We start from the raw sequence: 21,129 nt of genomic DNA, 5'->3' as shown, positions 1-21,129 counted from the left end.
CCCCAACCGCCGGCGGCCCCGCCGAACGTCATGGGCAATCCTTTCGTGGTCTTGCTGCCCGCGCATGCGGCGCTCTCTGCGATTGCCCTGCTGATCGGTCCGTTCCAGATCCTGGCGGGTCCGGATCGCGGGCGTGGCTGGCATAGGCTACGCGGGCGCATCTATGTGATTTGCTGTCTGCTTTCGGCGCCTCTGGGGCTTGTTCTCGCCTTCGGCGCGACGACAGGCCCCATCGCCACCGCGGGCTTCGGCTTGCTTTCCATCGTGTGGTTCGCTGTCACCGCGCTTGGATACAGGGCGGCTGTGGAACGCCGGTTTGACGCGCATCGCCGCTGGATGATCCGCAGCTACGCCCTCACGTTCGGCGCCGTTACGCTGCGGATCTATCTGGCGTTCGCGATTGCGACGCATCTTGATTTCGACACGGCCTATCGGGCGATTTCCTTTCTCTCCTGGATTCCCAACCTGATCTTCGCTGAACTCTTGTTGCAACGATCAGGCAGCGGCCCGCTCAAGGTCTTTTGAAGAAGCCGGATTCTTACGGAAAACCGTACGACAATTTTCCGCCATCCTTCCTAGCGGTTCGCTCCATCATAGCGTTTCTGCGCCTTGATCACGTCGCCGATATGCATTTGCGCCCATATCTGCAATGCCTCGACCGTCGCCGCGAGCGTGCGTCCCAGCGGGGTGATCGAATATTCCACCGTGACGGGCACGGTCGGCGTCGCCTTGCGTGCGACAAGGCCGTCGCGCTCCAGCGCTTTGAGCGTTTGCGAAGCCATTTTTTGCGTCAGGCCTTCGATCTCGCGGCGCAATTGATTGAAACGCAACGGATTCTCGGCGAGCAGTCCGAGCACCAGCACGGTCCATTTGTCGGCGATCCGATCGAGAACCACGCGGGTCGGGCATTTCTCGCTATAGGGGTCGGGAGGCTGGTGCGCGGCGCGCGGTTTCGCCGAGGAAATCAGGTCTCGCGGCGGTGCCTTCTTTACAGCGAGGTCTCTTTGCAGCATTTGATACCTCATCGACATCTAGTATCTAAAACATACCACAAAGGAGACCACAATGAAAGTTGCCCTGATCGGCGCCTCCGGCCAGGCCGGTTCGCGCCTTCTCACCGAACTCGTGCGTCGCGGCCACACGGTGACCGGCATCGCCCGTCATCCTGAAAAGATCGCCGCCGTTCCCGGCGTGACGGTCAAGAAGGGCGATGTTTTCGATAAAGACAGCCTCGCGGCGCTGCTGAAGGGGCATGATGTCGTCATCAGCTCGGTGCACTTTTCCGCGAGCGATCCCCATATTCTGATCGAGGCGATGCGAGCATCGGGCGTCAAGCGCTACTTTGTCGTGGGCGGCGCCGGCAGCCTGGAAGTTGCGCCGGGCGTGAAGCTCATCGACACGCCGCAGTTTCCCGCGATCTACAAGACGGAAGCAGGCAAGGGCGGCGAATTCCTCGACCTTCTGCGGCAGGAGAAGAGCCTTGACTGGACCTTCCTGTCGCCCTCCGCGATGTTTGTGCCCGGCGAGCGCACCGGGAAGTTCCGGCTCGGCAAGGATCAGCTTCTGACCAACGACCAGGGCAGCAGCATTTCCTTCGAGGATTACGCGATCGCCGCGGTCGACGAATTGGAAAAGCCGGCGCATTCGCGCCAGCGGTTTACCGTCGGTTATTAAGGAATCAGCGGGCCGCGCGCGGCCAGGCGGCGCGATAGGCTTTCTCGACATAGGGACCGCAGGCGAGCGGCTCATAGAGCTTCTCGCCGGCGGCGACATCGCGCGTCAGCGGAATGATCGTCGCGTCGTAATCGGGATTGGCGAAGAAGGGCACGGAGATGCGATCCTGGCCGGTGCGATTGGCGACGCGGTGCGGCGTCGAGATGAAACGGCCACTGGTCCAGCGCTGCATCATGTCGGCGATATTGATGACGAAACTGCCTGGAATCGGGGTTGCGCGAATCCATCGGCCGGCGCGATTGCGCACGTCGAGGCCGCCAACCTGATCCTGCAACAAAATGGTGAAGGCGCCCGTGTCGGTATGCGCCTCGACACCCTCGGCGTCCGAATCGGGCCGTTGCGGCGGATAGTGCAGGAGCCGCAACTGGGTCAGGGGCTTGCGAAAGAAGGGACGAAAATAATCGTCGGGCAGACCAAGGCCGCGCGCGAAGGCGCCGAGAAGCCGGTGCGAAAGGGCGGTCACGGCGCCGTAATAGGCCTCCATCGCGGCGCGGAAAGCCGGCGCCTCGGCGGGCCAGCGGTTGGGGCCGACCATCACATTGCCGGCGCGCACGTCAGGGTCGTCTGGACCAAGCTCAAGCATCATCTGGAAGGCTTCGAGCATGCGGCGCGGCACGTTCGGACCTTTGATGCCTATCGGCACATAGCCGCGAAAATTCGGCGAGGTGGCGACGTCGAGCGCGTCGCGCTCGGCCTGGGGCCGTGCGAAGAACCAGCGCCCTGCCTCAAAGACCGCGTCGACCATGGCGGCCGGGACGCCGTGATCGACGACGTAGAAGAAGCCTGCGGTCTCGCAGGCGAGGGCGATCTCCGCCGCGATCTTGTCGACATCAGCGGATCGTCCGCCCATGAGCGCGGCGATATTGATCACCGGAATTTCAACGAAGTCCGCCTGCGGCATGCGCGTATTCCTGACGTCCAAGGACGCATACGCCGCCTATCATTGTCGTGAAGCCGCTGCAATACGGACTATTCCATCAGCGCCGTATTCTCAGGATTGGCGGGATCACAGACGACCGCCAGCGTGTCGTCTTTGCGCGGGACGGCGAGACGCGAAACCGTGGCTTCGATTGTCGTGTCGAAAGGCGTTGCCCCGGCGGGCGGGCTGACGCGCATGGTCAGACGCGCGACCGGGTCTTCGTTGATCGTTTCGCCGGTGTCGGCCACAACAAGAACCTTGGCGGAGCAACGCACGCCATCGACGCCTTCCATGAAAGTGGCGCTGTCGACATTGCCGTTGCAGCCCATCAACGCCAAAGCCGCCCCGAAAATCCAGACATGTCGCATTCTGCGCCCCATCCCTACCTTGCCGCCGGCTCTCGCCTGAGACATTGCTATCGGTGGCGATTTACGGGACGCTCCAGGCGATCTCGTGCGCGGGCAATTACGTCGCTTGTGACAGCGCCAAGCCAAGCAGCGTCACGCCGCTGAAACAGGGTAGGGCGGTTATTTCGCCGCATCCCATGCGGCGCCATTGTCGGGCGACCTCACCCAGGCGCCGGGCTTGGTCGTGTCGGCGGCGCCGAGCGGACATTGCACCATGACGCTGTCGCTCCAATGGCCGAATTTGAAGCCGATCGAGGGCAGCACGCCGACGCGGCGGAAGCCGCAGGCTTCATGGAGGCGCAGCGAGGCCTCGTTGGCGCCGTCGATATAGCCGATCATCTGGCGATAGCCGGCCGCCGCGCAAGCCTCGATCAGCGTCGGCAGAAGGCGGCGGCCGATGCCTTCATGCAAATGGTCGGGGTGGACATAGATCGAATGTTTGATCGTGTAGCGATAGGCCGGCCGCTTGCGGAACGGCACGGCATAGGCGTAGCCGGCGACCGCGCCGTCGATGTCGGCGACCAGATGCGGCAGGCGCTTGCGCCGCATCGTCTTGCGCCGCCGCTTCAGATCCTCGCCGTTCAGCGGCTCGGGTTCGTAATCGCCGAGATCCTCGACGCCGCGCGTGATGTGATGCTCATAGATGGCGAGCATCGCGGGCACATCCGCGTCGGTCGAAGGGCGGATGACGATATTTCGGGATAGTTCCAACATGGCGCTCACAAGGTTCGCGGACTATTCGCGCATGACATAGGTGTAAAACCGGATCAAGCCGCTCGCTTCGACTTCGCGGTAAACGCCCTGAATTTCCGCTTCGAAGCCGGGAAAAAGATTGGCGCTTTTCTCGAACACTTTGAAATAATCGAGCATCGGCTGGGCCCGCGCGTCGATGCGCTCGCCCGGCACGATCGTGCCGATGCCCGGGGGATAGACAAGCATCAGCGTTGTGGCGATGCGCCCTTCGGCGCGTTCGATCGGGAGATAGTCGACCTTGTTGCGCGTGAGCTGGCGCACCGCCTCATGCGGGGGCACGACCATTTCGGGCAAATGCTGCGGCGCGAACTGGCCGCGCTGCAAGGCCGAGGTGTCGGCGTCGCGGTGAAAGGCATGGAAGTCGGCGCATAGATCGCGCAGGCGCGCGCCGCGATAGCGTTGCGGCCGGCGCCGCACGAATTCGGGCATCGCGTCTTCGAGCGGCGCATTGTCGTCATGCAACCGTTTGAAGGCGACGAGCGCGCTCAGCAAAGTACCGGCCTTACTGGATTCAACCCCGGGCGTGAGGAGAAACAACAGCGAATTGAGATCGTTCTTTTCCGGCACCACGCGATTCTCGCGCAAATATTGCGCGACGATCGGCGCCGGGACGCCCTTCTCTGCATAGGCGCCGGTCTGGCGATCGAAGCCGGGCGTCAGCAGCGTCAATTTGTTCGGGTCGGTCATCGCATAGCCCGGCGCGACATGGGCGAAGCCGTGCCAGGCCGCGCCCGGCGTCAGCTCCCAATAGCGGGGATCGGCGGCAAGATCGTCGGTTGGCACGCTTTCCCACGCGACGCTTTCTGGATTGGCGTCGTGTGCGCCATCGCTGGCCGCCGGCGTTACGCGATCGGCGACGAAAGGATCGAAGAACCAGCGCCGGGCCGGATCCTTTTCCTTTTCCTCAAATTCGCGGCGGATCGCGCGCACTTTCTTGCGCAATTCGATGCCGAGCTTGATCGTATCGTCCCACAGGATTTCGCCCGATCGCCCTTTCATCATCTGCGCGCCGACGTCGAGCGAAGCGAAGATCGGGTAAAAGGGCGACGTCGAGGCGTGCAGCAGGAAGCTTTCGTTGAAGCGCCGATGCTCGACGCGTCTTTCCTGCCCTCGGATGTGACTGTCTTTCGTGTGGATCTGCGATGCCTGCGAGAAGCTGGCAAGCTGCTTATGGGTGGATTGCGTCGCGATAATGCCGGGCGCGTCGGCGCCGAGGTTTTTCAATCCCATCGCGAAGCGGCCGGCATAGAGCGGGTGGAATTTCATGAAGCCCGCCCAGGCCTCGTCGAACAGGATGTAGTCGCAGAGATGGCCGATCTTTTCGAGGATCATCGCGGCGTTATTGATCGTGCCGTCATAGGTGCATTGTTCGATGACGGCGACGCGGAACGGCCGCTCGCGTTTCCACGCTGCCTTGTCCTCGATCAGCGGATTGACGCGGATTTTCTCGCGGATCGCCGTCTCGTCGAGCGCCTCATGATAGATCGGCCCGATCAGGCCGTAAGCGTTCCGGTCCGTTTCGAGAAAGATTGGAATCGCGCCGCCAAGAAACAGCGCGCCATGATGGGCGGCCTTGTGATTGTTGCGGTCGAACAGGACGAGATCGCCCTCCGCCACCAAAGCCGAAAGCACGACCTTGTTGGAGGCCGACGTGCCGTTGAGCACGAAATAGGTTTTCTCGGCGCCGAAAATGACGGCGGCTTCTTTCTGCGCCTGCAGCGCAGGGCCCTCATGGACGAGCAAATCGCCCAATTCGAGCACCGAATTGTCGAGATCGTCGCGAAAGACCGCTTCGCCCAGATGCTGCACGAAGATACGGCCGATCGGGCTGCGGTTGTAGAAAATGCCGCCGTTATGGCCGGGGCAGGTCCAGAGCTGATTGCCCTCCTCGGCATAGTCGACGAGGGCGCCGAAAAACGGCGTCTTCAAGGTTTCGGCATATTGCTTGAGGCGGCTGACGAGGCCGCGCGCGATGAATTCGGGCGTTTCCTCGGCAAGGAAGACATAGCCGTCGATGAAATCCAGCACTTCGACCGGGATATCCTCCAGTCGCTTGCGGCGCACCATGATGACGATCGGCATTTCGAGGCCGCGTTTGCGCATCAGATTGATGAGCGCGGCCGCCTTGCCGTCGATGCCGCGCTTGCCCCAATCGACCACCATGCAGCCAATGGCGGCGTCGGTCTGAACCGCAATCGCCGCGTCCTCGAACCGGCGCGCCCTGATGACTTCGAAGCCAAGCTTCTCAACCGCCGTGACGATCTGTTGGACCCTCGCGCCCTCCAGATCGTCGGGATCGAAGGCGGGCGCGCAGACGAGCACGGTGAGATGTCTGAAAAAATCCATGCGGCCCGATTCCCCGATAAAAAATCACCGTCGCCGCAGAGTTTGACAGTTTCGCGACAGAGGCGCGGCAAATCGGGCCGCGCCGACTTCATAGCGCGCGCGAGCGCCTTGCGCGATTGTATCGGGCGCGCCCCTGCGCGCGCTACGAAGCCTTTCCGGGGTTCATTCTTCCCTGACCGGCTTCGATGCGCCCGCAGCGGCGGCGGCGATCCGAATGGACCGTGGAATTCTCAGGTCGTCTTCTTCATATTGTTCATGACGAGGCCGACGACCGCGGTCACGATGGCCCCGGCTACGCCGCCGCCGACCAGTTGCCCGGCCATGGCGCCAATATCCACGCCGCCGGCGCCTCCCGAGAGCATCGGAATGAGCGAGGTCAGCAGCGTCCCGCCGGCGATGCCGCCGACCGCGCCGGCGACCGTATTGCCGGCGGTTCCCAGACTCACATTGCTGGCTGCGCCGCCTGCGGCATTGCCGCCGATCGCGCCGCCGATCAATTGGATGATGATATTGATGAGAGTGCCCGACATATTTTTTCTCCCTGTAAACGCCCCCGGGTTTGAAATGGCCCCGCTTCTCTATGTTGGGCCGCCCTGACGGGTCGTCCAATACCGAGGTTAGCGCGTAATTTGTCATCGCGCTACGGCCGGGGCGATCGGCAGAGGGGAGGGCGCAATCAGACCGCCGCGCTCGTTGGCCCGGTCGTATCAGGATCGTATCGATGGAGGATGAAGCGGAGCATGCGCGACCGGGGTTTCCACGGTCGAGGATCGTTCCTGGAGCTCATCGGCGGCGCGGCAGCCTGTTTCGGATATTGCCGCGGCGGAAATTTCACTTCTAAGGCATAGAGTCACAACCTCGCCGGCGGAAAAATCCCGCCGGCGAAAGCTGTTCGATAAAATGTTCAGACGGCCTTGAGATTCGTCGCCGACGACTTGCCGGTCCGCTTGTCGGCGGTCTCGTCGTAGCTGATCTTCTGACCTTCATTCAGGCTGCGCAATCCAGCCTGTTCGACGGCGCTGATGTGGACGAATACGTCCTTGCCGCCATTGTCCGGCTGAATAAAGCCATAGCCTTTTTCGCCGTTAAACCACTTCACAGTTCCCGTAGCCATATTCATTCCTTGACGTCAGTATCGAGTTTGGCCTGCTCGCGCGGGCCGGGTTGATCGCGTTTGATAGAGGTCTTGAGCAGGGCCATGGTAGGGGCGCGGCAAAGTCTTCGGCCTAAACGTGATGCGACCTTGTAGCGCATGGCGTGGGCAAAGTCCATGTGAGGGCCGGAAGGGCGCGATCTCCACTTCTTGTGGTTGATTGGCAACGGTATTTCAGGAAGAACTTCACGATGGGTCGGTCGCGGCAACCTGCTTCGCTTTCGAGTCAAACCAACGGCAGTTGCTCAAATCGGCGCGTTGCCGATCTCACTTCACGGTCCCAACCGTACTCTTGATCTCGCCGCGCACGAAGTGGACAAGCGAAGGCTTCTTAGCTAAATAATCTTAGCTAAGCGAGGGGCCATGAAAACTGTCACGATTCACACGGCAAAGACGACGTTGTCGCAGCTTCTTGCACTTGTCGAGGCGGGTGAGGAAATCGTGCTGGCGCGCGGCAAGAAACCGATCGCCAAGCTGACGCCCTTCCAACCGCCCGCGACAAAGCGCCGGTTTGGCGCGCTCAGCGGAATCATCAGCGTCGGACCCGAATTCTTCGATCCGCTGCCCGAGCAGCAGTTGGCCGCGTGGGAGCAGTGACGTGCAATTGCTGCTCGACACACACGCGTTTCTTTGGTGGCTGGCCGGCGACGACGCACTGTCCGCCGCCGCTAAATCGGCGATAGCGGACGAAGGCAATGGCATATTCGTCAGCGCCGCGTCCGCCTGGGAAATAACGACGAAACATCGCATCGGCAAACTGCCCGGCCTCGCCGCCATTGTCGGCGATCTCGAAAGGGCAATCGCCGACCAGGGATTCCTTGGCCTGCCGATCAGCCTTCGACACGGCCAGGTCGGTGGAGCCTTGCCAGGTCCTCACCGCGATCCGTTCGACCGAATGCTGATCGCCCAGGCAATGCTGGAAAATCTTGTTCTCGTCTCGAACGAGCAAATCCTCGACGCCTATGGCGTCGGGAGATTGTGGTGACGCGGCCGGCGGTCAATTCATGATTTTCGGCAGCGCTTTGGCGAGCGTGTCGACCGCGAGGCGCACGCGAAGCGGCAGATGCGGCGTTTGCGGCCAAAGGGCGTGAATATCGAAAAGGAGGCCCGGCCGATTGCCGAGCACGCGGACGAGTTCGCCGGAAAGGACGCGCTCGCGGATCAGCCAGCATGACAGCCATGCGAGCCCCATGCCGGCGACGGCGGCGTCAGCGATCGCCTCCAGATCGTCGAAGCGTAGCCGGGCCTTCGGCATGATCGCAACGGGCGGCGCGCCTTCGACCGGAAACCGCCAGTGGAGATCGTATCCCGATCGTCCATAGGCGATGGCGTCGTGATCTCGAATCTCGTCGATGGTTCGCGGCGTTCCGCGCGCCTTGAGATAGGCCGGCGCGGCGCAGACCGTCATGCGCTGATAGGCGATCCGGCGGATCATCAGTCCCGCTCCATCGCCTGGCGCGCCGTTGCGGATGGCGAGATCGAAACCGTCTTCCCTCAGATCGACCAGCCGGTCGCTGAAATTGAGATCGAGCTCCAGTTTCGGGTGCTGGCGCGCCAGATCCGTGAGGATCGGCGCGACGCAGCGGCGGCCGAACAACATCGGCGCCGAGACGCGCAACCGCCCAGCGACCTCCCGCCGTCCCGAATCGAGCATCGCTTCGCCCATGCGGATCTCATCAAGAGCCCGCAAGCAACGTTCGTAAAAGGCCTGACCGTCCTCGGTCAGGTTCTGGCTTCGCGTGGTTCGATGAAACAGGCGGGCGCCGAGGCGCGTCTCCAGGCGCGCGATAGTTTTGCCCACCGCCGAGCGCGACAGGTTTAGCCGGGCGGCGGCGGCTGAAAAACCTCCCGCTTCCACGGCTTCGACGAAGACGGATACGCCGTTTAAACGATCGCTCATGGGTCTCGATTGTCGATCTTGCAGCTACAATAGATGGAAAGATTATCGCCACTGCCGACCAAAAAGCAACGGTATCCTCTGTTCAGACTGCCCAAAGGGCGCCCCCAACAATGGAGATGGATATGACCGAGACGATGCGACGCTGGACCATGGATGCGCTCGGCCGCGACCGGCTGACGCTGGCGGCGACCCCCGTTCCCCAACCGGCGGCGGGCGAGATTCTGGTCAAGGTTTCGGCCGTCTCGCTCAATTATCGCGACAAGATGGCGATCGAGACCGGCATGGGCTTGGCGCTGTCGTTTCCCTTCTCTCCCGCCTCCGACATGGCGGGAATCGTGGAAGCCGTCGGCGGCGGCGCGACGCGGTTCAAACGCGGCGACCGCGTGATTTCGACCTTCTCGCCCGGCTGGATCGACGGGCTCAACGCCGGCACGGCGCGGAGGCCGCCCTACCAGACGCTCGGCGGTTTTTACCAGGGCGTCCTTTCCGAATATCTCGCGCTCCCAGAAGACTGGCTATCGGCGGCGCCGACGAGTCTCAGCGACGCCGAGGCCAGCACTTTGCCCTGCGCGGCGTTGACGGCCTGGTTCGCGCTTGTCGAACGCGGCGCCCTGCGCGTCGGCCAAACCGTCCTCGTGCATGGCACCGGCGGTGTCGCCCTGTTCGGCTTGCAGATCGCCAAAGCGCATGGGGCCGAGGCGATCGTCGTGTCCCGCAGCGACGACAAACTCGTCAGAGCCAAGGCGCTTGGCGCCGCGCATGGCGTCAATCGCAACGCGGGCAATTGGGTCGAGGCGGTTTATGGACTGACGGGGGAGCGCGGCGTCGACCATATTCTCGAAACCGTCGGCGGCGCCAATCTCGGGCGCTCGATCGAGGCGGCGGCGGTAGGCGGGCGCATTTCGGTCATCGGCGTGCTGGAAGGCTTCGAAGTGTCGGGCCCGGTCGGCCCGCTGATGCTGAAAGGCGTTGCGATTCAAGGCATCGGCGTCGGCCACCGCCGGGCTCTGGAAGATATGACCCGCACGATCGACCGCCTGGCGCTGAAGCCCGTCATCGACGCGCGCTACAAGCTCGCCGATCTGCCGCGGGCCCTCGACCATCTCGATCGCGGCCCGTTCGGCAAGATTGTCGTGGAGATGGTCTGACCTCCAGTCGCTCCGCGCGGCGACAGCGATCTCCCCACGAGGAGCGCTGTCGCCGCCGATTCTGACGCCTCTCTTCCTTATGGCGCTTGAAACTTTCGCGCCTTTGATTCGTTACTTCGCGCAGGGCCGTCGCAGGAGGCGATCATGGCAAGCGCGCGCATTGGCATCCTTTCGCTCATCGGTTTGACGTTTGCTCTGTTCGCGGCGCCCGCTTCGGCCGGCGACAGTTCGGGCGGCGCACAGGGCGCACGCGCGCTGATCGAGCGGCAGCTCGACGCCTTCGCCCATGACGACGCCGCGGCGGCTTATGCGCTTGCCGCCCCCGCGATCAAGACGATGTTCGCCGATCCCGATACTTTCCTCGCCATGGTTCGCGGCAGCTATGCGCCGGTCTACCGCCATCGCAGCGTCGATTTTGGCGAAGCGGAGGTTGAGGGCGACAATGCTTCGCAGATCCTGACGATCGTCGACGACGACAATGTGGTGTGGAAAGCGCTCTACAAGCTCGCGCGCCAGCCCGACGGCTCCTGGCTGATCAACGGCTGCGTGCTGATCAAATCGACGGATTCTTCGACGTGAACGGTGTCTATCGCGCAAGAGTCTCCTCAGCCTTGCCGTCATCGCCGTGCTTGTCACGGCCATCCACGCCGAGCCGTATCCGCTAACCTTGCAAATTGTTTGCAACGGCGCCGCGTGCGGACGAATGCTGCGCATTCGCTCGGGGATGGCCGTGACAAGCACGGCCATGACGATTGGGAGGGCGAGTGACGCATTTTCCTTGACTTGTTGCGCCGCATCATTCATGAGGACGTCACCGCCTGATGGCGGTCGATGCGCGCCGGCTGCGTGAAGGATGTCCAAACGTCCTCCTGCTGAGCGCCTGTTTGAATGCCGCTCGACAGCCCAGACACGCAGGGCGTCCCTCTCAACAAACCTCTTGCCGCAGCGCTGGAATCCTCCAGCGCCCTACGCGGCTGTTTGAAAGAAAATTAAATTGGAAAACTTTAACGGCTTCGGCCTTGCCGCGCCGCTCGTCACCGCTGTGACTCAAATGGGTTACACCAAGCCGACGCCGATCCAGGCGCAGGCCATTCCCGCTCTGATGGCGGGGCGCGATCTCATTGGCATCGCCCAGACCGGAACCGGCAAGACCGCCGCTTTCGCTCTGCCGATCCTCAACCACCTCCTGACCCATCCCCGCGCCGCGCCGCGCGGCGGCGCCCGCGTGCTCGTCTTGAGCCCGACGCGCGAACTCGCCAGCCAGATCGCCCAGAGCTTTCGCGACCTGAGCGCGGGCCTGCCGTTCGCCATCGCCGTGGTGTTTGGCGGCGTGCCGCATGGCGCGCAGATCAAGGCTTTGGCCAAAGGCCTCGATGTTCTCGTCGCGACCCCTGGCCGTCTCGTCGATCATATGGACGCGCGCGTCGCGCAGCTTCGCGACACGGAATTCTTCGTCCTCGACGAAGTCGACCAGATGCTCGATCTCGGCTTCGTCAAATCGATCCGCCGCGTCGTGCGCGACCTGCCGAAAAAGCGCCAGAACCTGTTCTTCTCCGCGACCATGCCGACCGACATTCGCAAACTCGCGGGCGAATTGCTGCACGATCCGCTGGAAGTCGCCGTGACGCCGATCGCCAAGACGGCCGACCGCGTCGAACAGCAGATCATTTTCGTCGACGGTCCGCGCAAGCGCGACATGCTCGTCGAATTGTTCAAGGACGAGAAAATGTCGCGCACGCTCGTCTTCACGCGCACCAAGCGCGGCGCCGACCGCGTCGCCCAGACTTTGGATGAAGCGGGGATTAGCGCGCTCGCCATTCACGGCAACAAGAGCCAGGGCCAGCGCGAACGCGCGCTCGCCTCCTTCCGCGCCGGCAATGCGCGTGCGCTCGTGGCTACCGATATCGCCGCGCGCGGCATCGATATCGATGGCGTCACCCATGTCGTCAATTTCGAATTGCCCGATGTCGCCGAAGCCTATGTGCACCGGATCGGGCGTACCGCCCGCGCTGGCCATGAAGGCAATGCGATTTCGCTTTGCGATGGGACGGAGCGCGATCTGCTGCGCAACATCGAACGCCTGACGCGCCAGCGCATCTTCACGATCGACCGGCGCGGCGTCAACGGCCCGGCCCCGGCGCCGGTCATCCGCAAGGCGACGACGACTCCGACGCCTGACCGACCGCATCACGCGCCCCATAATGATCCCCGACGCGCCCAGAACGGCCGCCCCGGCCAGCCGCACCGCGCCCGCCAGGGCCAACGCACGCGACCGGCCTTCCAGGCGAAGACCGCGCCGGCGAGGTAAAACGCGGGGGCGCCGGATAATTATCAGGCGGCGCCCTATCGTCATTGCGAGCGGAGCGAAGCAATCCAGAGATCGAGACGGTCACTGGATTGTTCGATACGCTTGCAAAGGCAATGATTACATCGGGAAGACGATGCCGCGAGCCTGACTGCGAAACTCCCAATGGACGCGGCGCAGACGAGCAACCGTCACGACCTCTGGATTGCTTCGCTCCGCTCGCAATGACGACCTAGCGGCGGCATTCGCGTCGACGAAGCTCAATCGTCGCCTCTCGTCATCCGCATGATGTCCTCGGTCGAGACGTCGCAAATGGGCCGTCGGCGACTCATATCCTCAAGCCGCAGGCGATAGGCATCCTCGCCGCTGACGACAGCCTCCGCTTCGATAATCACGCCGCGTTCAGGCCGAACACGCACGGTCACGCGGTCGCCGGGTCGAATCCCCGCAGCGTCGCGGATGGCTTTGGATAGGGTGACTTGGCCTTTCACCGTGACCGTGGTTGCCATTTTTTGGCTCCGTGGGACCAATCCAAGCTAGGCACCGGACGTGAATGTTTGGTCATATTGTACCATCCCAACCGTCAGAGTCATGGCGAGAAGCGAGAAAATCCTTCGTGGGCCATAGTTGCCTATTCTTGGGGCGGGTTATTAATTTGCCATGCAAGTCTACCGTTAAGGCCTTATCCGCCACGGTGTAGCGACGTTCTTTCATAAGAGGATCGAAATATGCAATTCGGTAAGATGATGTGATCGTGATTTCGCCGGACCCGTCAAACATGCGATGGTGCGTAGCGCACAAAAGAACGCCGTTTCTAGGGTCAATTTGCTCGTACGGTTTCGCTTCGCTCCAAGGTTTAACGTGAGCACCCTCAAGCGATGACTCGAAGCTCAAGCCGCAAAAGGCGCACTTGGAGCTATATATCCTGAGGAGCGCACTCTTGAACGCGCGCTGCACATCTCCCCTCGCACGAACGAGCTGATAAATGTTGGGAGCATCATTCGGGTTCTCGATCAGACCGTCAACGGCGCTCGAATATTCGTTACTATCGTCCTTTTGGACGTAGCCAAAGATTGCGGCGATACCTCCCTTGTCGACGTTGACCCTCTTTCCAATGCGAAGTTGCGGGCAATCGCGGAACTCAGTCTCGGTTTCAAATTTGATATAGCCATGGTCGTCAAACAGTGCGCCAGGAAATTCCGTTAGTTCGCGATAAAATTTCCCAGTGTTACTATAAAGTGCGTGCTTCGCGTTTACTTGCCATTTGCGGTTTAGGTACTTCGCCTTTGGCCCGGCTTCTAAAACGCTCATCCTTGAGCCTCCTCAATCGGCATTCCTCGAATAGCCGTTGATTCGAGTATACGGTTTACGTAAAGGGCGTGGCATACTCGTGCCGGTTGTCAATATGCACCCGCGCGGATCATGTAGTATCCGTCAACCTACAAAAGCCCCCACCATGAATGGCGATCGGACACAGTACGAGCGGTCGATTGCGGATCGAAGGTCGCTCGCTAACGGCTGAGTTGTCGCAGGGTGGCGTCGCCATGACACACGTCAAACGGTTTTCCAAGCGGACTACGATTACCTTTGGATCGGTGATGATCAAGCGGGCCACACTGCCCGTCGAGGAGATACGGCGCAACATCGCGTCTGGAAACTCAGCTCTTGAGCGTGCATTGGAGGCATTCCCCAAACCGGGCGTGAGGCTGTCGCGGGCGAGGAATATTCCGTTTTAGCGCGCCGATCCGACGGAGCCTCGCATCCTGATCCGCGAATTAAACGGTCGCAGCGAGAGCGTCTCTCTCATTGACGGCGAGTTCAAACTCGCTGAATGATGGTGTTCAGCGTGGGCCAAATGCCGGGCAGAAAAGGAATCGACGTAACAAATTCTTTCTGAAAATCAGTATTTATGCTATCCTTTCTTTCCCTCGCTTTCCCAAAAAGCGCATATGCAAGGAGCCCCGCATTGGACACGCCCGCCCCCGCCATTCCCAAAGAGCCCCGCCTAACCGCCCACGATCGCGTCATCCGCCGCGACCGCATTTTTGCGCGCATGCTGGAAGGCCAGCCCTATCATGCGATCGCCGCCGCCGAGGGGATCACGCAGCGCCACGTGCGCAAGATCGTCCAGGAGGCGCTGAAAAAGGACAATGTCGATCCCAAGCAGGACTTCGTCCTGGTGCAGATCGCGCGGCTCGAGGGCGCGCTGCGGTTGATCGAGCAGAAAATGCTCGAGGGAAAACTTAACGCTATCGATCGTCTGGTCAAAGTGCTCGAAAGGCTCGATCTCTATTATGCGCAAACGGAGGCTCCATCGTCCCTCGCCCGTCGCGACCCCTGGGAAAGCGCGGGCATGCTGGCTGGCATCGACCGCATCGCCGCGACCCGCGCCGCGGTCGCCGCGCGCTTCATCGGCTCGGATAGGGGCGACGAAATTTCGATGCGGAAGCCCAATGAGGGTCAAGCCTTTGATTTCGCTCGTTTCGCGGATAGAACTGATGTTCCTGCGGAGCGAAAATCAAGGACTTAGCGCGGGTTTTGACGGACCGGGCAGGGACCGTTGAGCGTCCGGGCTGTTCCGCGGTCGCTCCTTCTCCCGATTCTCGGGAGAAGGGCGCACCCCGCTCATCCCATCGCGTAGTCGATCACCGAGCGGATCGACTTGCCTTCGTGCATCAGGTCGAACGCCTTGTTGATGTCGGCGAGCGGCATTTTATGGGTGATGAGATCGTCGATGTTGATCTTGCCCTCCATATACCAGTCGACGATCTTGGGGACGTCGGTGCGCCCGCGCGCGCCGCCGAACGCCGTGCCTTTCCAGACGCGTCCGGTGACGAGCTGGAAGGGGCGCGTCGCGATTTCCTGGCCCGAGGCGGCGACGCCGACGATGACGCTGGTGCCCCAGCCGCGATGGCAGCATTCGAGCGCCTGGCGCATGGTGTGGACATTGCCGATGCATTCGAACGAGAAGTCGGCGCCGCCGCCGGTCAGATCGACGAGCGCCTGCACGACCTTGTCGCGGCCGATCTCGTCCGGGTTGACGAAATGGGTCATGCCGAATTTTTTGGCGATGGCCTGGCGCGCCGGATTGAGGTCGACGCCGATGATCTTGTCGGCGCCGGCCATGCGCGCGCCCTGGATGACATTGAGGCCGATGCCGCCCAGGCCGAAGATGACGACATTGGCGCCGGGCCAGACCTTGGCGGTCCAGATCACCGCGCCGATGCCGGTGGTGACGCCGCAGCCGATGTAGCAGATCTTGTCGAAAGGCGCGTCCTCGCGCACCTTGGCGAGCGCGATTTCGGGCAGCACGGTGAAATTGGCGAAGGTCGAGCAGCCCATATAATGGAACAGCTCTTTGTCGCTGGGCGCCTCGCAGGAGAAACGGCTGGAGCCGTCGGGCATGACGCCTTTGCCCTGGGTCGCGCGGATCGCGGTGCACAGGTTCGAGCGCTGCGACAGGCAGGTTTTGCAATTCCGGCATTCGGGCGTGTAGAGCGGGATGACGTGATCGCCGACTTTCAGCGTCGTCACGCCCGCGCCGATCTCGCGCACGATGCCGGCGCCTTCGTGGCCGAGGATCGCCGGGAACAGACCCTCGGGATCGGCGCCCGACAAAGTATAGGCGTCGGTGTGGCAGACGCCTGTCGCCATCACCTCGACGAGAACCTCGCCGGCGCGCGGGCCGCTGACTTCGATCGTCTCGATGGTCAGCGGCTTTCCCGCCTCCCAGGCAATGGCGGCGCGCGTTTTCATGGCTTTATGGCTCCAGCGAGAAAGATGTCATGCCGCGCCTTCCTAGCGGAAAAACGCGCGCGCCGGAATGGGCTGCTGCACCGTCCCCACCCCCGGCCCCTCCCCGCCAATGCGGGGAGGGGAGGCGCGCGCATTTCCGCTCGCCGTGAAACGGGAAGGGGCCAGGGTGGGGCGGTTTGCAAACGCTTGTATTGCGGCGGGGGGGCTGCGATCATCGCCTGTCTGCGCGAAACCCGGATGTCATGACCCAGACTGTCGAGCAAAGCCGGCCGTCGTTCTTCAACGACCCTCGGATCAGGGGCTACGCGTATCAGGCGCTTCTTGTCGCCGCTCTCGTCGCGCTTGTCTGGACCGCCGCTTATAACGCCTACGTCAATATGGAGGCGCGCGGCATCCCCATGGGCTTCGGCTTCTGGGACCAGACGGCGGGCTTCGACATCAGCCAGAAACTCATCCCTTATTCCTCGCTGTCGACCTATGGCCAGGCGTTCTGGGTCGGGCTCCTCAATACGGCGCTGGTGGGGGCGCTCGGCGTTCTGCTGGCGACGCCGCTGGGTTTTGCGATTGGCGTCGCGCGCCTGTCGCCCAACTGGATTCTGGCCAGGATCGCCCAGGTCTATGTCGAGATCATGCGCAACACGCCACTGCTGTTGCAGCTTCTGTTTTGGTACAATGCGGTCTTGAAGGCCCTGCCGGGCCCTCGCCAGTCGATCACGCTGACGAGTCTGGTTTTCCTCAATAACCGCGGCCTCTATGTGCCGAAGCCGGTATTCGGCCCCGGCTCGCAATGGCTGGCGCTGGCCCTGGCGCTGGGGATCGTCGGCGCGTTCGCTTACCGCCTCTGGGCGCGCCGCCGTCAGGCTCTGACGGGGGCGCAGGCGCCGGTCGGCATTATCGCCGCGGCGTTCTGTCTCGGACTTCCGGCCATCGCCTATTTCGCGGCGGGCCGGCCGGTCGAGTTCGATCTGGCGCAACTGGTCGGATTCAATTTGCGCGGCGGCGTGCAAGTGTCGCCCGAACTCGCCGCTCTGGCCTTCGGCCTCATCACCTATACCGCCGGGTTCATCGCCGAAATCGTTCGCTCGGGCGTGTTGGCGGTGTCGAGCGGCCAGAGCGAGGCGGCGAGCGCTTTAGGCCTGCGCTCGGGCCTGACGATGAAGCTCGTCGTCATTCCCCAGGCGATGCGCCTGATCACGCCGCCGCTGACGAGCCAATATCTCAGCCTTGTGAAAAACTCGTCGCTCGCCGTTTTCATCGGCTATCCCGACCTCGTGCAGGTCTTCGCCGGCACGGTGCTCAACCAGACGCAGGCGGCGGTGCAGGTGATGGCGATCACGATGGGCGTCTATCTCGTCATCTCGCTTGCTGTCGCCCTTGCGCTCAACGTCACCAATGCGCGCCACGCGCTGAAGGAGCGCTGAAATGACCGATGCGCGCCTCGATGTCCTGGCCGCCTATGTGCGCGTCGCGCCCGAGCCAATCCTGCCCGCGCCGATCTTTTCGCGTGGCGTGCTTGCCTGGACGCGCGCCAATCTTTTTTCGAGTTGGATATCGGGCGCTCTCACCCTTGTCTCGCTCGCCCTGTGCCTCTGGTTGGTCCCGCCGTTGATCGCCTGGGCGACGATCGATGCGGTCTGGTCGGCGCCCGACGGCGCGCTTTGCCGCGCCCATCAGGATGGCGCCTGCTGGGCTTTCATCGCGCAAAAGATGGATTATTTCCGCTACGGCTCCTATCCGCAGACCGAGCGCTGGCGCGTCGACCTGACGGAAATCGTCGGCGCAGCATTGGTCGTCTGGCTGCTATGGCCGCGCGCGCCGCGGCGCGCCATCGGCGCGGCGCTGTTCTTCATCGCCTTCCCGATTCTCGCCTTCATCCTGCTGCGCGGCTCCGACTGGTTTGACCTTCCCATCGTCGACACGGTGCTGTGGGGCGGCATTTTCGTGTCGCTATTGACGGCGCTGGTCGGCATCGTCTTCTCGCTGCCGCTCGGCGTGCTGCTGGCGCTCGGGCGGCGCTCGCATCTGCCGGTCGTGAAACTCGCCAGCGTCATCTATATCGAATTCGTGCGCGGCGTGCCTTTCATCACCGTGCTGTTCATGGCCAATTTCATGCTGCCGCTGTTCCTCCCCGAGGGCTGGGCGCCGGACCGTTTGCTGCGTCCCCTCGTCGGCACCGTTCTGTTCGCCGCCGCCTATATGGCGGAGGAAGTGCGCGGCGGCCTGCAATCGATCAACAAGGGTCAGTTCGAAGGCGCGATGGCGCTTGGCCTGAATTTCTGGCGGATGATGGGGCTGGTCATTCTTCCGCAGGCCTTGACCCTGGTGATCCCCGGCATCGTCAATACGTTCATCGGCCTGTTCAAGGATACGACGCTGGTTTCCGTCGTCGGCTTGCTCGACTTCCTGGCGACGGTTGAGAACGCGTTCAAGGATACGGTGTGGATCGGGCCGACCATCGCGCCGACCGGCTACGCCTTCGCCGCATTGTTCTATTTTGTGTTCTGCTTCGCCATGTCGCGCTATCAGGCCTATATGGAGCGGCGGCTTGGCCGGGGGCGACGGCGCTGATGGCGGACCAGGAGCTATCCATGACGGTTGAGCCGGCGCCAGGCGTTCCGCTGGCGTTCGACCCAGACAGCCTCGCCATCGCCATGATCGGCGTGCACAAATGGTACGGCGCCTTTCACGTGCTGCGCAACATCAACCTCGATGTGCGGCGCGGCGAGCGCATCGTCATCTGCGGCCCTTCGGGTTCGGGCAAATCGACCCTGATCCGCTGCATCAATCGCCTTGAAGAACATCAGCAGGGAAGCATCGTGGTTGACGGCGTCGAGTTGACGGCTGATTTGAAGCGCATCGATACGGTTCGCCGCGATGTCGGCATGGTGTTCCAGCAGTTCAATCTGTTTCCGCATCTGACGATCCTCGAAAACTGCACTTTGGCGCCGATCTGGGTGAAGAAGATGCCCAAGAGAGAGGCCGAAGAGCTCGCCATGCGCCTGCTCACGCGCGTCAAGATTCCCGAGCAGGCCGGCAAATATCCCGGCCAATTGTCGGGCGGTCAGCAGCAGCGCGTGGCGATCGCGCGCGCTCTATGCATGAACCCGAAAATCATGCTGTTCGACGAACCGACTTCCGCGCTCGATCCCGAAATGGTCAAGGAGGTTCTCGATACGATGACCGGATTGGCGCAGGACGGCATGACGATGATCGTCGTCACGCATGAGATGGGATTCGCCCGCGAAATCGCCGACCGCGTGGTTTTCATGGACAATGGCGAGATCGTCGAAATCAACGCGCCGAAGGAGTTTTTCGAGAACCCGCAGCACGAGCGCACGAAGCTGTTTCTCAGCCAGATCCTGCACTGAGGGTTTGGGCCGCTACGCCCGCTCGACCCGCTTCCAGCCGTCCATCCCCAGCCGCTCCTGCGGCAGGTAGCGGCCCTTATAGGCCATCTTCTTCGAGCCTTCGACCCAATAGCCGAGATAGACATGGGGCAGGCCCAGACGCCGCGCCTTCTCGATGTGATCGAGAATCATGAAAGCGCCGAGCGAGCGATGCTCCTCATCGGGATCGAAATAGGAATAGACCATCGACAGTCCGTCGGCGAGTTGGTCGGTCAGGCAGGCGCCGTAAAGCCGGCCCTCGCCGCGATGGGTGATGAAATGGTCGGGCCCCTTGCGGCGATATTCGATAATGCGCGTCTCGATATGACTGTCTTCGATCATCATGGAATAATCGAGCACCGACATGTCGGCCATGCCGCCGTCGGGATGACGATGGTCGAGATAGGCGCGAAATAAGGAATATTGCTCGGCGCTGGGCTTGGCCGGGCCCGTCGCGCCGATCAGATCGCTGTTGCGGCTGGCGATCCGGCGCAGATTGGCGCTGGGGCGAAAATCGTCGACGAGAACCCGCACCGAAACGCAGGCCCGACATTGTTCGCAGGCCGGGCGATAGGCGATGGTCTGCGAGCGCCGGAACCCCGTCTGCGTCAGCATGTCGTTGAGCGCGGTCGCTCTTCGGCCGACCAGATGGGTGAAGACTTTGCGCTCCTCCATGCCCGGCAGATAGGGGCAGGGGGATGGGGCGGTCAGGTAGAACTGCGGGGCGTCGCGCGGCTCTTTTGTCACCCTTTCCCACTCCATGCCTCGGGTCCGAACCGCAAGGCTAGAACGGATTGCCTCGAACGGGAATGGCCTGCGGCAAATTCTTTATCAAATGGCCGTGCGGTCAAAGCCGGCGCAACACGACGACCCCGGCCAGCATGTCGTGGACGCAGCGCTTTTCCTGATCGACAAGCGTCACCAGGAAAATAGGCGGCAACATCCAGCTCAGATAAAAGAACAGGGCGTGGGCCGCCGCATTGATGAACGGGACGCGCCCGCCGCTGTCATACAAACGCATTTCGAGGTCCATCATGCGCATGCCCGGCGTCCCCATCTTGCGGCCCGAAACAGTCAGGCCGTTGTAGAAAAACGCCACCAGCGGATAGATCGGCGGCAACAGGAAAAGCGACAGGCCAAGGGTCATGACGAGAAGCGCGAGCCATAAGACCAAAGCGATGATCGACACGATGATGAGGTCGACGCAAAGAGCTAGGATTCGCCGCGTGCGCACCCCAGCCAGGGCGTCGGCGCGAAACGCCGGCGGCGACATGGCCGCCGCTCCATTGGCGCCAGGAAAATTCGACATCGAATAAACTCCT

At 62.3% G+C, this 21,129-nt stretch carries 24 protein-coding genes; 11 read left to right on the top strand and 13 right to left on the bottom strand.

What is annotated here, in order from left to right:
- A partial coding sequence (locus tag GSQ90_RS28275; protein WP_158818326.1) for a DUF2306 domain-containing protein occupies nt 1-525 on the top strand: 525 nt, incomplete at its 5' end.
- A gap of 50 nt (nt 526-575) precedes the next feature.
- Here the strand turns inward: GSQ90_RS28275 and GSQ90_RS28270 are convergent.
- Entirely contained in the window at nt 576-1,013 is a 438-nt protein-coding gene (locus tag GSQ90_RS28270) for a helix-turn-helix domain-containing protein (protein ID WP_158818325.1), read from the bottom strand.
- A gap of 52 nt (nt 1,014-1,065) precedes the next feature.
- Here GSQ90_RS28270 and GSQ90_RS28265 point away from each other — a divergent pair, with 52 nt between their 5' ends.
- A complete protein-coding gene (locus tag GSQ90_RS28265; protein ID WP_158818324.1) occupies nt 1,066-1,674 on the top strand; it encodes an NAD(P)-dependent oxidoreductase in 609 nt (202 codons plus the stop codon).
- Between the two features lie 4 nt (nt 1,675-1,678).
- On the opposite strand, the gene GSQ90_RS28260 is transcribed toward GSQ90_RS28265, so the two are convergent.
- From GSQ90_RS28260 to GSQ90_RS28235, 6 genes are all read right to left on the bottom strand, one after another.
- Nucleotides 1,679-2,635, bottom strand: a complete 957-nt coding sequence (locus GSQ90_RS28260; RefSeq protein WP_158818323.1) for an isopenicillin N synthase family oxygenase — start codon at nt 2,633-2,635, stop codon at nt 1,679-1,681.
- 68 nt (nt 2,636-2,703) lie between these two features.
- On the bottom strand, nt 2,704-3,021 hold the full coding sequence (locus GSQ90_RS28255; protein WP_158818322.1) for a hypothetical protein: 318 nt from the start codon (nt 3,019-3,021) through the stop codon (nt 2,704-2,706).
- A 159-nt stretch (nt 3,022-3,180) separates the two neighbouring features.
- Nucleotides 3,181-3,774 carry a GNAT family N-acetyltransferase gene (locus GSQ90_RS28250; protein ID WP_158818321.1) on the bottom strand — a complete coding sequence of 198 codons (594 nt, stop codon included), beginning with the start codon at nt 3,772-3,774 and terminating at the stop codon, nt 3,181-3,183.
- A gap of 21 nt (nt 3,775-3,795) precedes the next feature.
- Nucleotides 3,796-6,159 (bottom strand): Orn/Lys/Arg decarboxylase N-terminal domain-containing protein, encoded by a 2,364-nt coding sequence (locus tag GSQ90_RS28245; RefSeq protein WP_158818320.1) that lies wholly within the window; start codon nt 6,157-6,159, stop codon nt 3,796-3,798.
- Between the two features lie 230 nt (nt 6,160-6,389).
- Nucleotides 6,390-6,689, bottom strand: coding sequence for a hypothetical protein (locus tag GSQ90_RS28240; RefSeq protein ID WP_158818319.1), 300 nt, complete (start codon nt 6,687-6,689; stop codon nt 6,390-6,392).
- 374 nt (nt 6,690-7,063) lie between these two features.
- On the bottom strand, nt 7,064-7,273 hold the full coding sequence (locus GSQ90_RS28235) for a cold-shock protein (RefSeq protein WP_158818318.1): 210 nt from the start codon (nt 7,271-7,273) through the stop codon (nt 7,064-7,066).
- Nucleotides 7,274-7,675: 402 nt separating this feature from the next.
- Here GSQ90_RS28235 and GSQ90_RS28230 point away from each other — a divergent pair, with 402 nt between their 5' ends.
- Entirely contained in the window at nt 7,676-7,909 is a 234-nt protein-coding gene (locus tag GSQ90_RS28230; protein WP_158818317.1) for a type II toxin-antitoxin system Phd/YefM family antitoxin, read from the top strand.
- Between the two features lies 1 nt (nt 7,910).
- Nucleotides 7,911-8,297, top strand: coding sequence for a type II toxin-antitoxin system VapC family toxin (locus tag GSQ90_RS28225; protein WP_158818316.1), 387 nt, complete (start codon nt 7,911-7,913; stop codon nt 8,295-8,297).
- A gap of 12 nt (nt 8,298-8,309) precedes the next feature.
- On the opposite strand, the gene GSQ90_RS28220 is transcribed toward GSQ90_RS28225, so the two are convergent.
- Nucleotides 8,310-9,212: a LysR family transcriptional regulator gene (locus tag GSQ90_RS28220; RefSeq protein ID WP_158818315.1), complete on the bottom strand. Its 903-nt coding sequence runs from the start codon at nt 9,210-9,212 to the stop codon at nt 8,310-8,312.
- Between the two features lie 122 nt (nt 9,213-9,334).
- Here GSQ90_RS28220 and GSQ90_RS28215 point away from each other — a divergent pair, with 122 nt between their 5' ends.
- From GSQ90_RS28215 to GSQ90_RS28205, 3 genes are all read left to right on the top strand, one after another.
- Nucleotides 9,335-10,360, top strand: a complete 1,026-nt coding sequence (locus tag GSQ90_RS28215) for an NAD(P)-dependent alcohol dehydrogenase (RefSeq protein WP_158818314.1) — start codon at nt 9,335-9,337, stop codon at nt 10,358-10,360.
- 144 nt (nt 10,361-10,504) lie between these two features.
- A complete protein-coding gene (locus GSQ90_RS28210) occupies nt 10,505-10,939 on the top strand; it encodes a DUF4864 domain-containing protein (RefSeq protein ID WP_158818313.1) in 435 nt (144 codons plus the stop codon).
- Between the two features lie 415 nt (nt 10,940-11,354).
- Entirely contained in the window at nt 11,355-12,668 is a 1,314-nt protein-coding gene (locus tag GSQ90_RS28205; protein ID WP_246731818.1) for a DEAD/DEAH box helicase, read from the top strand.
- A 257-nt stretch (nt 12,669-12,925) separates the two neighbouring features.
- Here GSQ90_RS28205 and GSQ90_RS28200 read toward each other — a convergent pair whose 3' ends face one another.
- Complete coding sequence (locus GSQ90_RS28200; RefSeq protein WP_158818312.1) at nt 12,926-13,174, bottom strand: AbrB/MazE/SpoVT family DNA-binding domain-containing protein; 249 nt, start codon at nt 13,172-13,174, stop codon at nt 12,926-12,928.
- A 52-nt stretch (nt 13,175-13,226) separates the two neighbouring features.
- Nucleotides 13,227-13,976: an HNH endonuclease gene (locus GSQ90_RS28195; RefSeq protein ID WP_158818311.1), complete on the bottom strand. Its 750-nt coding sequence runs from the start codon at nt 13,974-13,976 to the stop codon at nt 13,227-13,229.
- 655 nt (nt 13,977-14,631) lie between these two features.
- Here GSQ90_RS28195 and GSQ90_RS28190 point away from each other — a divergent pair.
- A complete protein-coding gene (locus tag GSQ90_RS28190) occupies nt 14,632-15,195 on the top strand; it encodes a hypothetical protein (RefSeq protein WP_158818310.1) in 564 nt (187 codons plus the stop codon).
- A 95-nt stretch (nt 15,196-15,290) separates the two neighbouring features.
- On the opposite strand, the gene GSQ90_RS28185 is transcribed toward GSQ90_RS28190, so the two are convergent.
- Complete coding sequence (locus GSQ90_RS28185; protein WP_158818309.1) at nt 15,291-16,421, bottom strand: S-(hydroxymethyl)glutathione dehydrogenase/class III alcohol dehydrogenase; 1,131 nt, start codon at nt 16,419-16,421, stop codon at nt 15,291-15,293.
- Between the two features lie 242 nt (nt 16,422-16,663).
- Here GSQ90_RS28185 and GSQ90_RS28180 point away from each other — a divergent pair, with 242 nt between their 5' ends.
- The 3 genes from GSQ90_RS28180 to GSQ90_RS28170 all read left to right on the top strand — a co-directional run bounded on the left by GSQ90_RS28180 (nt 16,664) and on the right by GSQ90_RS28170 (nt 19,789).
- Entirely contained in the window at nt 16,664-17,842 is a 1,179-nt protein-coding gene (locus tag GSQ90_RS28180; protein ID WP_158818308.1) for an amino acid ABC transporter permease, read from the top strand.
- A gap of 1 nt (nt 17,843) precedes the next feature.
- Nucleotides 17,844-18,989, top strand: coding sequence for an amino acid ABC transporter permease (locus tag GSQ90_RS28175; protein ID WP_158818307.1), 1,146 nt, complete (start codon nt 17,844-17,846; stop codon nt 18,987-18,989).
- A gap of 83 nt (nt 18,990-19,072) precedes the next feature.
- Nucleotides 19,073-19,789: an amino acid ABC transporter ATP-binding protein gene (locus tag GSQ90_RS28170; RefSeq protein ID WP_174247544.1), complete on the top strand. Its 717-nt coding sequence runs from the start codon at nt 19,073-19,075 to the stop codon at nt 19,787-19,789.
- 12 nt (nt 19,790-19,801) lie between these two features.
- Here the strand turns inward: GSQ90_RS28170 and GSQ90_RS28165 are convergent, their stop codons facing one another.
- Both GSQ90_RS28165 and GSQ90_RS28160 read right to left on the bottom strand, forming a co-directional pair.
- The gene (locus GSQ90_RS28165) at nt 19,802-20,554 is read right to left on the bottom strand and encodes an arginyltransferase (protein WP_158818305.1); all 753 of its coding nucleotides are present in this window, start codon (nt 20,552-20,554) and stop codon (nt 19,802-19,804) included.
- Nucleotides 20,555-20,654: 100 nt separating this feature from the next.
- Nucleotides 20,655-21,116 carry an RDD family protein gene (locus GSQ90_RS28160; protein WP_158818304.1) on the bottom strand — a complete coding sequence of 154 codons (462 nt, stop codon included), beginning with the start codon at nt 21,114-21,116 and terminating at the stop codon, nt 20,655-20,657.
- Nucleotides 21,117-21,129: the final 13 nt, after the last annotated feature.

It is taken from the genome of Methylocapsa sp. S129 (assembly GCF_009765995.1).
Taxonomy (GTDB): domain Bacteria; phylum Pseudomonadota; class Alphaproteobacteria; order Rhizobiales; family Beijerinckiaceae; genus Roseiarcus.
This window is presented reverse-complemented; position numbering and strand designations above follow the sequence as displayed.

Excerpts from the sequence above, each read along its gene's own strand:
- GSQ90_RS28200 (WP_158818312.1), bottom strand. The coding sequence starts at position 13,174 with ATGGCAACCACGGTCACGGTGAAAGGCCAAGTCACCCTATCCAAAGCC.
- GSQ90_RS28160 (WP_158818304.1), bottom strand. The coding sequence starts at position 21,116 with ATGTCGAATTTTCCTGGCGCCAATGGAGCGGCGGCCATGTCGCCGCCG.
- GSQ90_RS28210 (WP_158818313.1), top strand. The coding sequence starts at position 10,505 with ATGGCAAGCGCGCGCATTGGCATCCTTTCGCTCATCGGTTTGACGTTT.
- GSQ90_RS28230 (WP_158818317.1), top strand. The coding sequence starts at position 7,676 with ATGAAAACTGTCACGATTCACACGGCAAAGACGACGTTGTCGCAGCTT.
- GSQ90_RS28195 (WP_158818311.1), bottom strand. The coding sequence starts at position 13,976 with ATGAGCGTTTTAGAAGCCGGGCCAAAGGCGAAGTACCTAAACCGCAAA.
- GSQ90_RS28185 (WP_158818309.1), bottom strand. The coding sequence starts at position 16,421 with ATGAAAACGCGCGCCGCCATTGCCTGGGAGGCGGGAAAGCCGCTGACC.
- GSQ90_RS28270 (WP_158818325.1), bottom strand. The coding sequence starts at position 1,013 with ATGCTGCAAAGAGACCTCGCTGTAAAGAAGGCACCGCCGCGAGACCTG.
- GSQ90_RS28235 (WP_158818318.1), bottom strand. The coding sequence starts at position 7,273 with ATGGCTACGGGAACTGTGAAGTGGTTTAACGGCGAAAAAGGCTATGGC.
- GSQ90_RS28255 (WP_158818322.1), bottom strand. The coding sequence starts at position 3,021 with ATGCGACATGTCTGGATTTTCGGGGCGGCTTTGGCGTTGATGGGCTGC.
- GSQ90_RS28180 (WP_158818308.1), top strand. The coding sequence starts at position 16,664 with ATGACCCAGACTGTCGAGCAAAGCCGGCCGTCGTTCTTCAACGACCCT.
- GSQ90_RS28265 (WP_158818324.1), top strand. The coding sequence starts at position 1,066 with ATGAAAGTTGCCCTGATCGGCGCCTCCGGCCAGGCCGGTTCGCGCCTT.
- GSQ90_RS28250 (WP_158818321.1), bottom strand. The coding sequence starts at position 3,774 with ATGTTGGAACTATCCCGAAATATCGTCATCCGCCCTTCGACCGACGCG.
- GSQ90_RS28240 (WP_158818319.1), bottom strand. The coding sequence starts at position 6,689 with ATGTCGGGCACTCTCATCAATATCATCATCCAATTGATCGGCGGCGCG.
- GSQ90_RS28170 (WP_174247544.1), top strand. The coding sequence starts at position 19,073 with ATGATCGGCGTGCACAAATGGTACGGCGCCTTTCACGTGCTGCGCAAC.
- GSQ90_RS28260 (WP_158818323.1), bottom strand. The coding sequence starts at position 2,635 with ATGCCGCAGGCGGACTTCGTTGAAATTCCGGTGATCAATATCGCCGCG.
- GSQ90_RS28220 (WP_158818315.1), bottom strand. The coding sequence starts at position 9,212 with ATGAGCGATCGTTTAAACGGCGTATCCGTCTTCGTCGAAGCCGTGGAA.
- GSQ90_RS28175 (WP_158818307.1), top strand. The coding sequence starts at position 17,844 with ATGACCGATGCGCGCCTCGATGTCCTGGCCGCCTATGTGCGCGTCGCG.
- GSQ90_RS28215 (WP_158818314.1), top strand. The coding sequence starts at position 9,335 with ATGACCGAGACGATGCGACGCTGGACCATGGATGCGCTCGGCCGCGAC.
- GSQ90_RS28245 (WP_158818320.1), bottom strand. The coding sequence starts at position 6,159 with ATGGATTTTTTCAGACATCTCACCGTGCTCGTCTGCGCGCCCGCCTTC.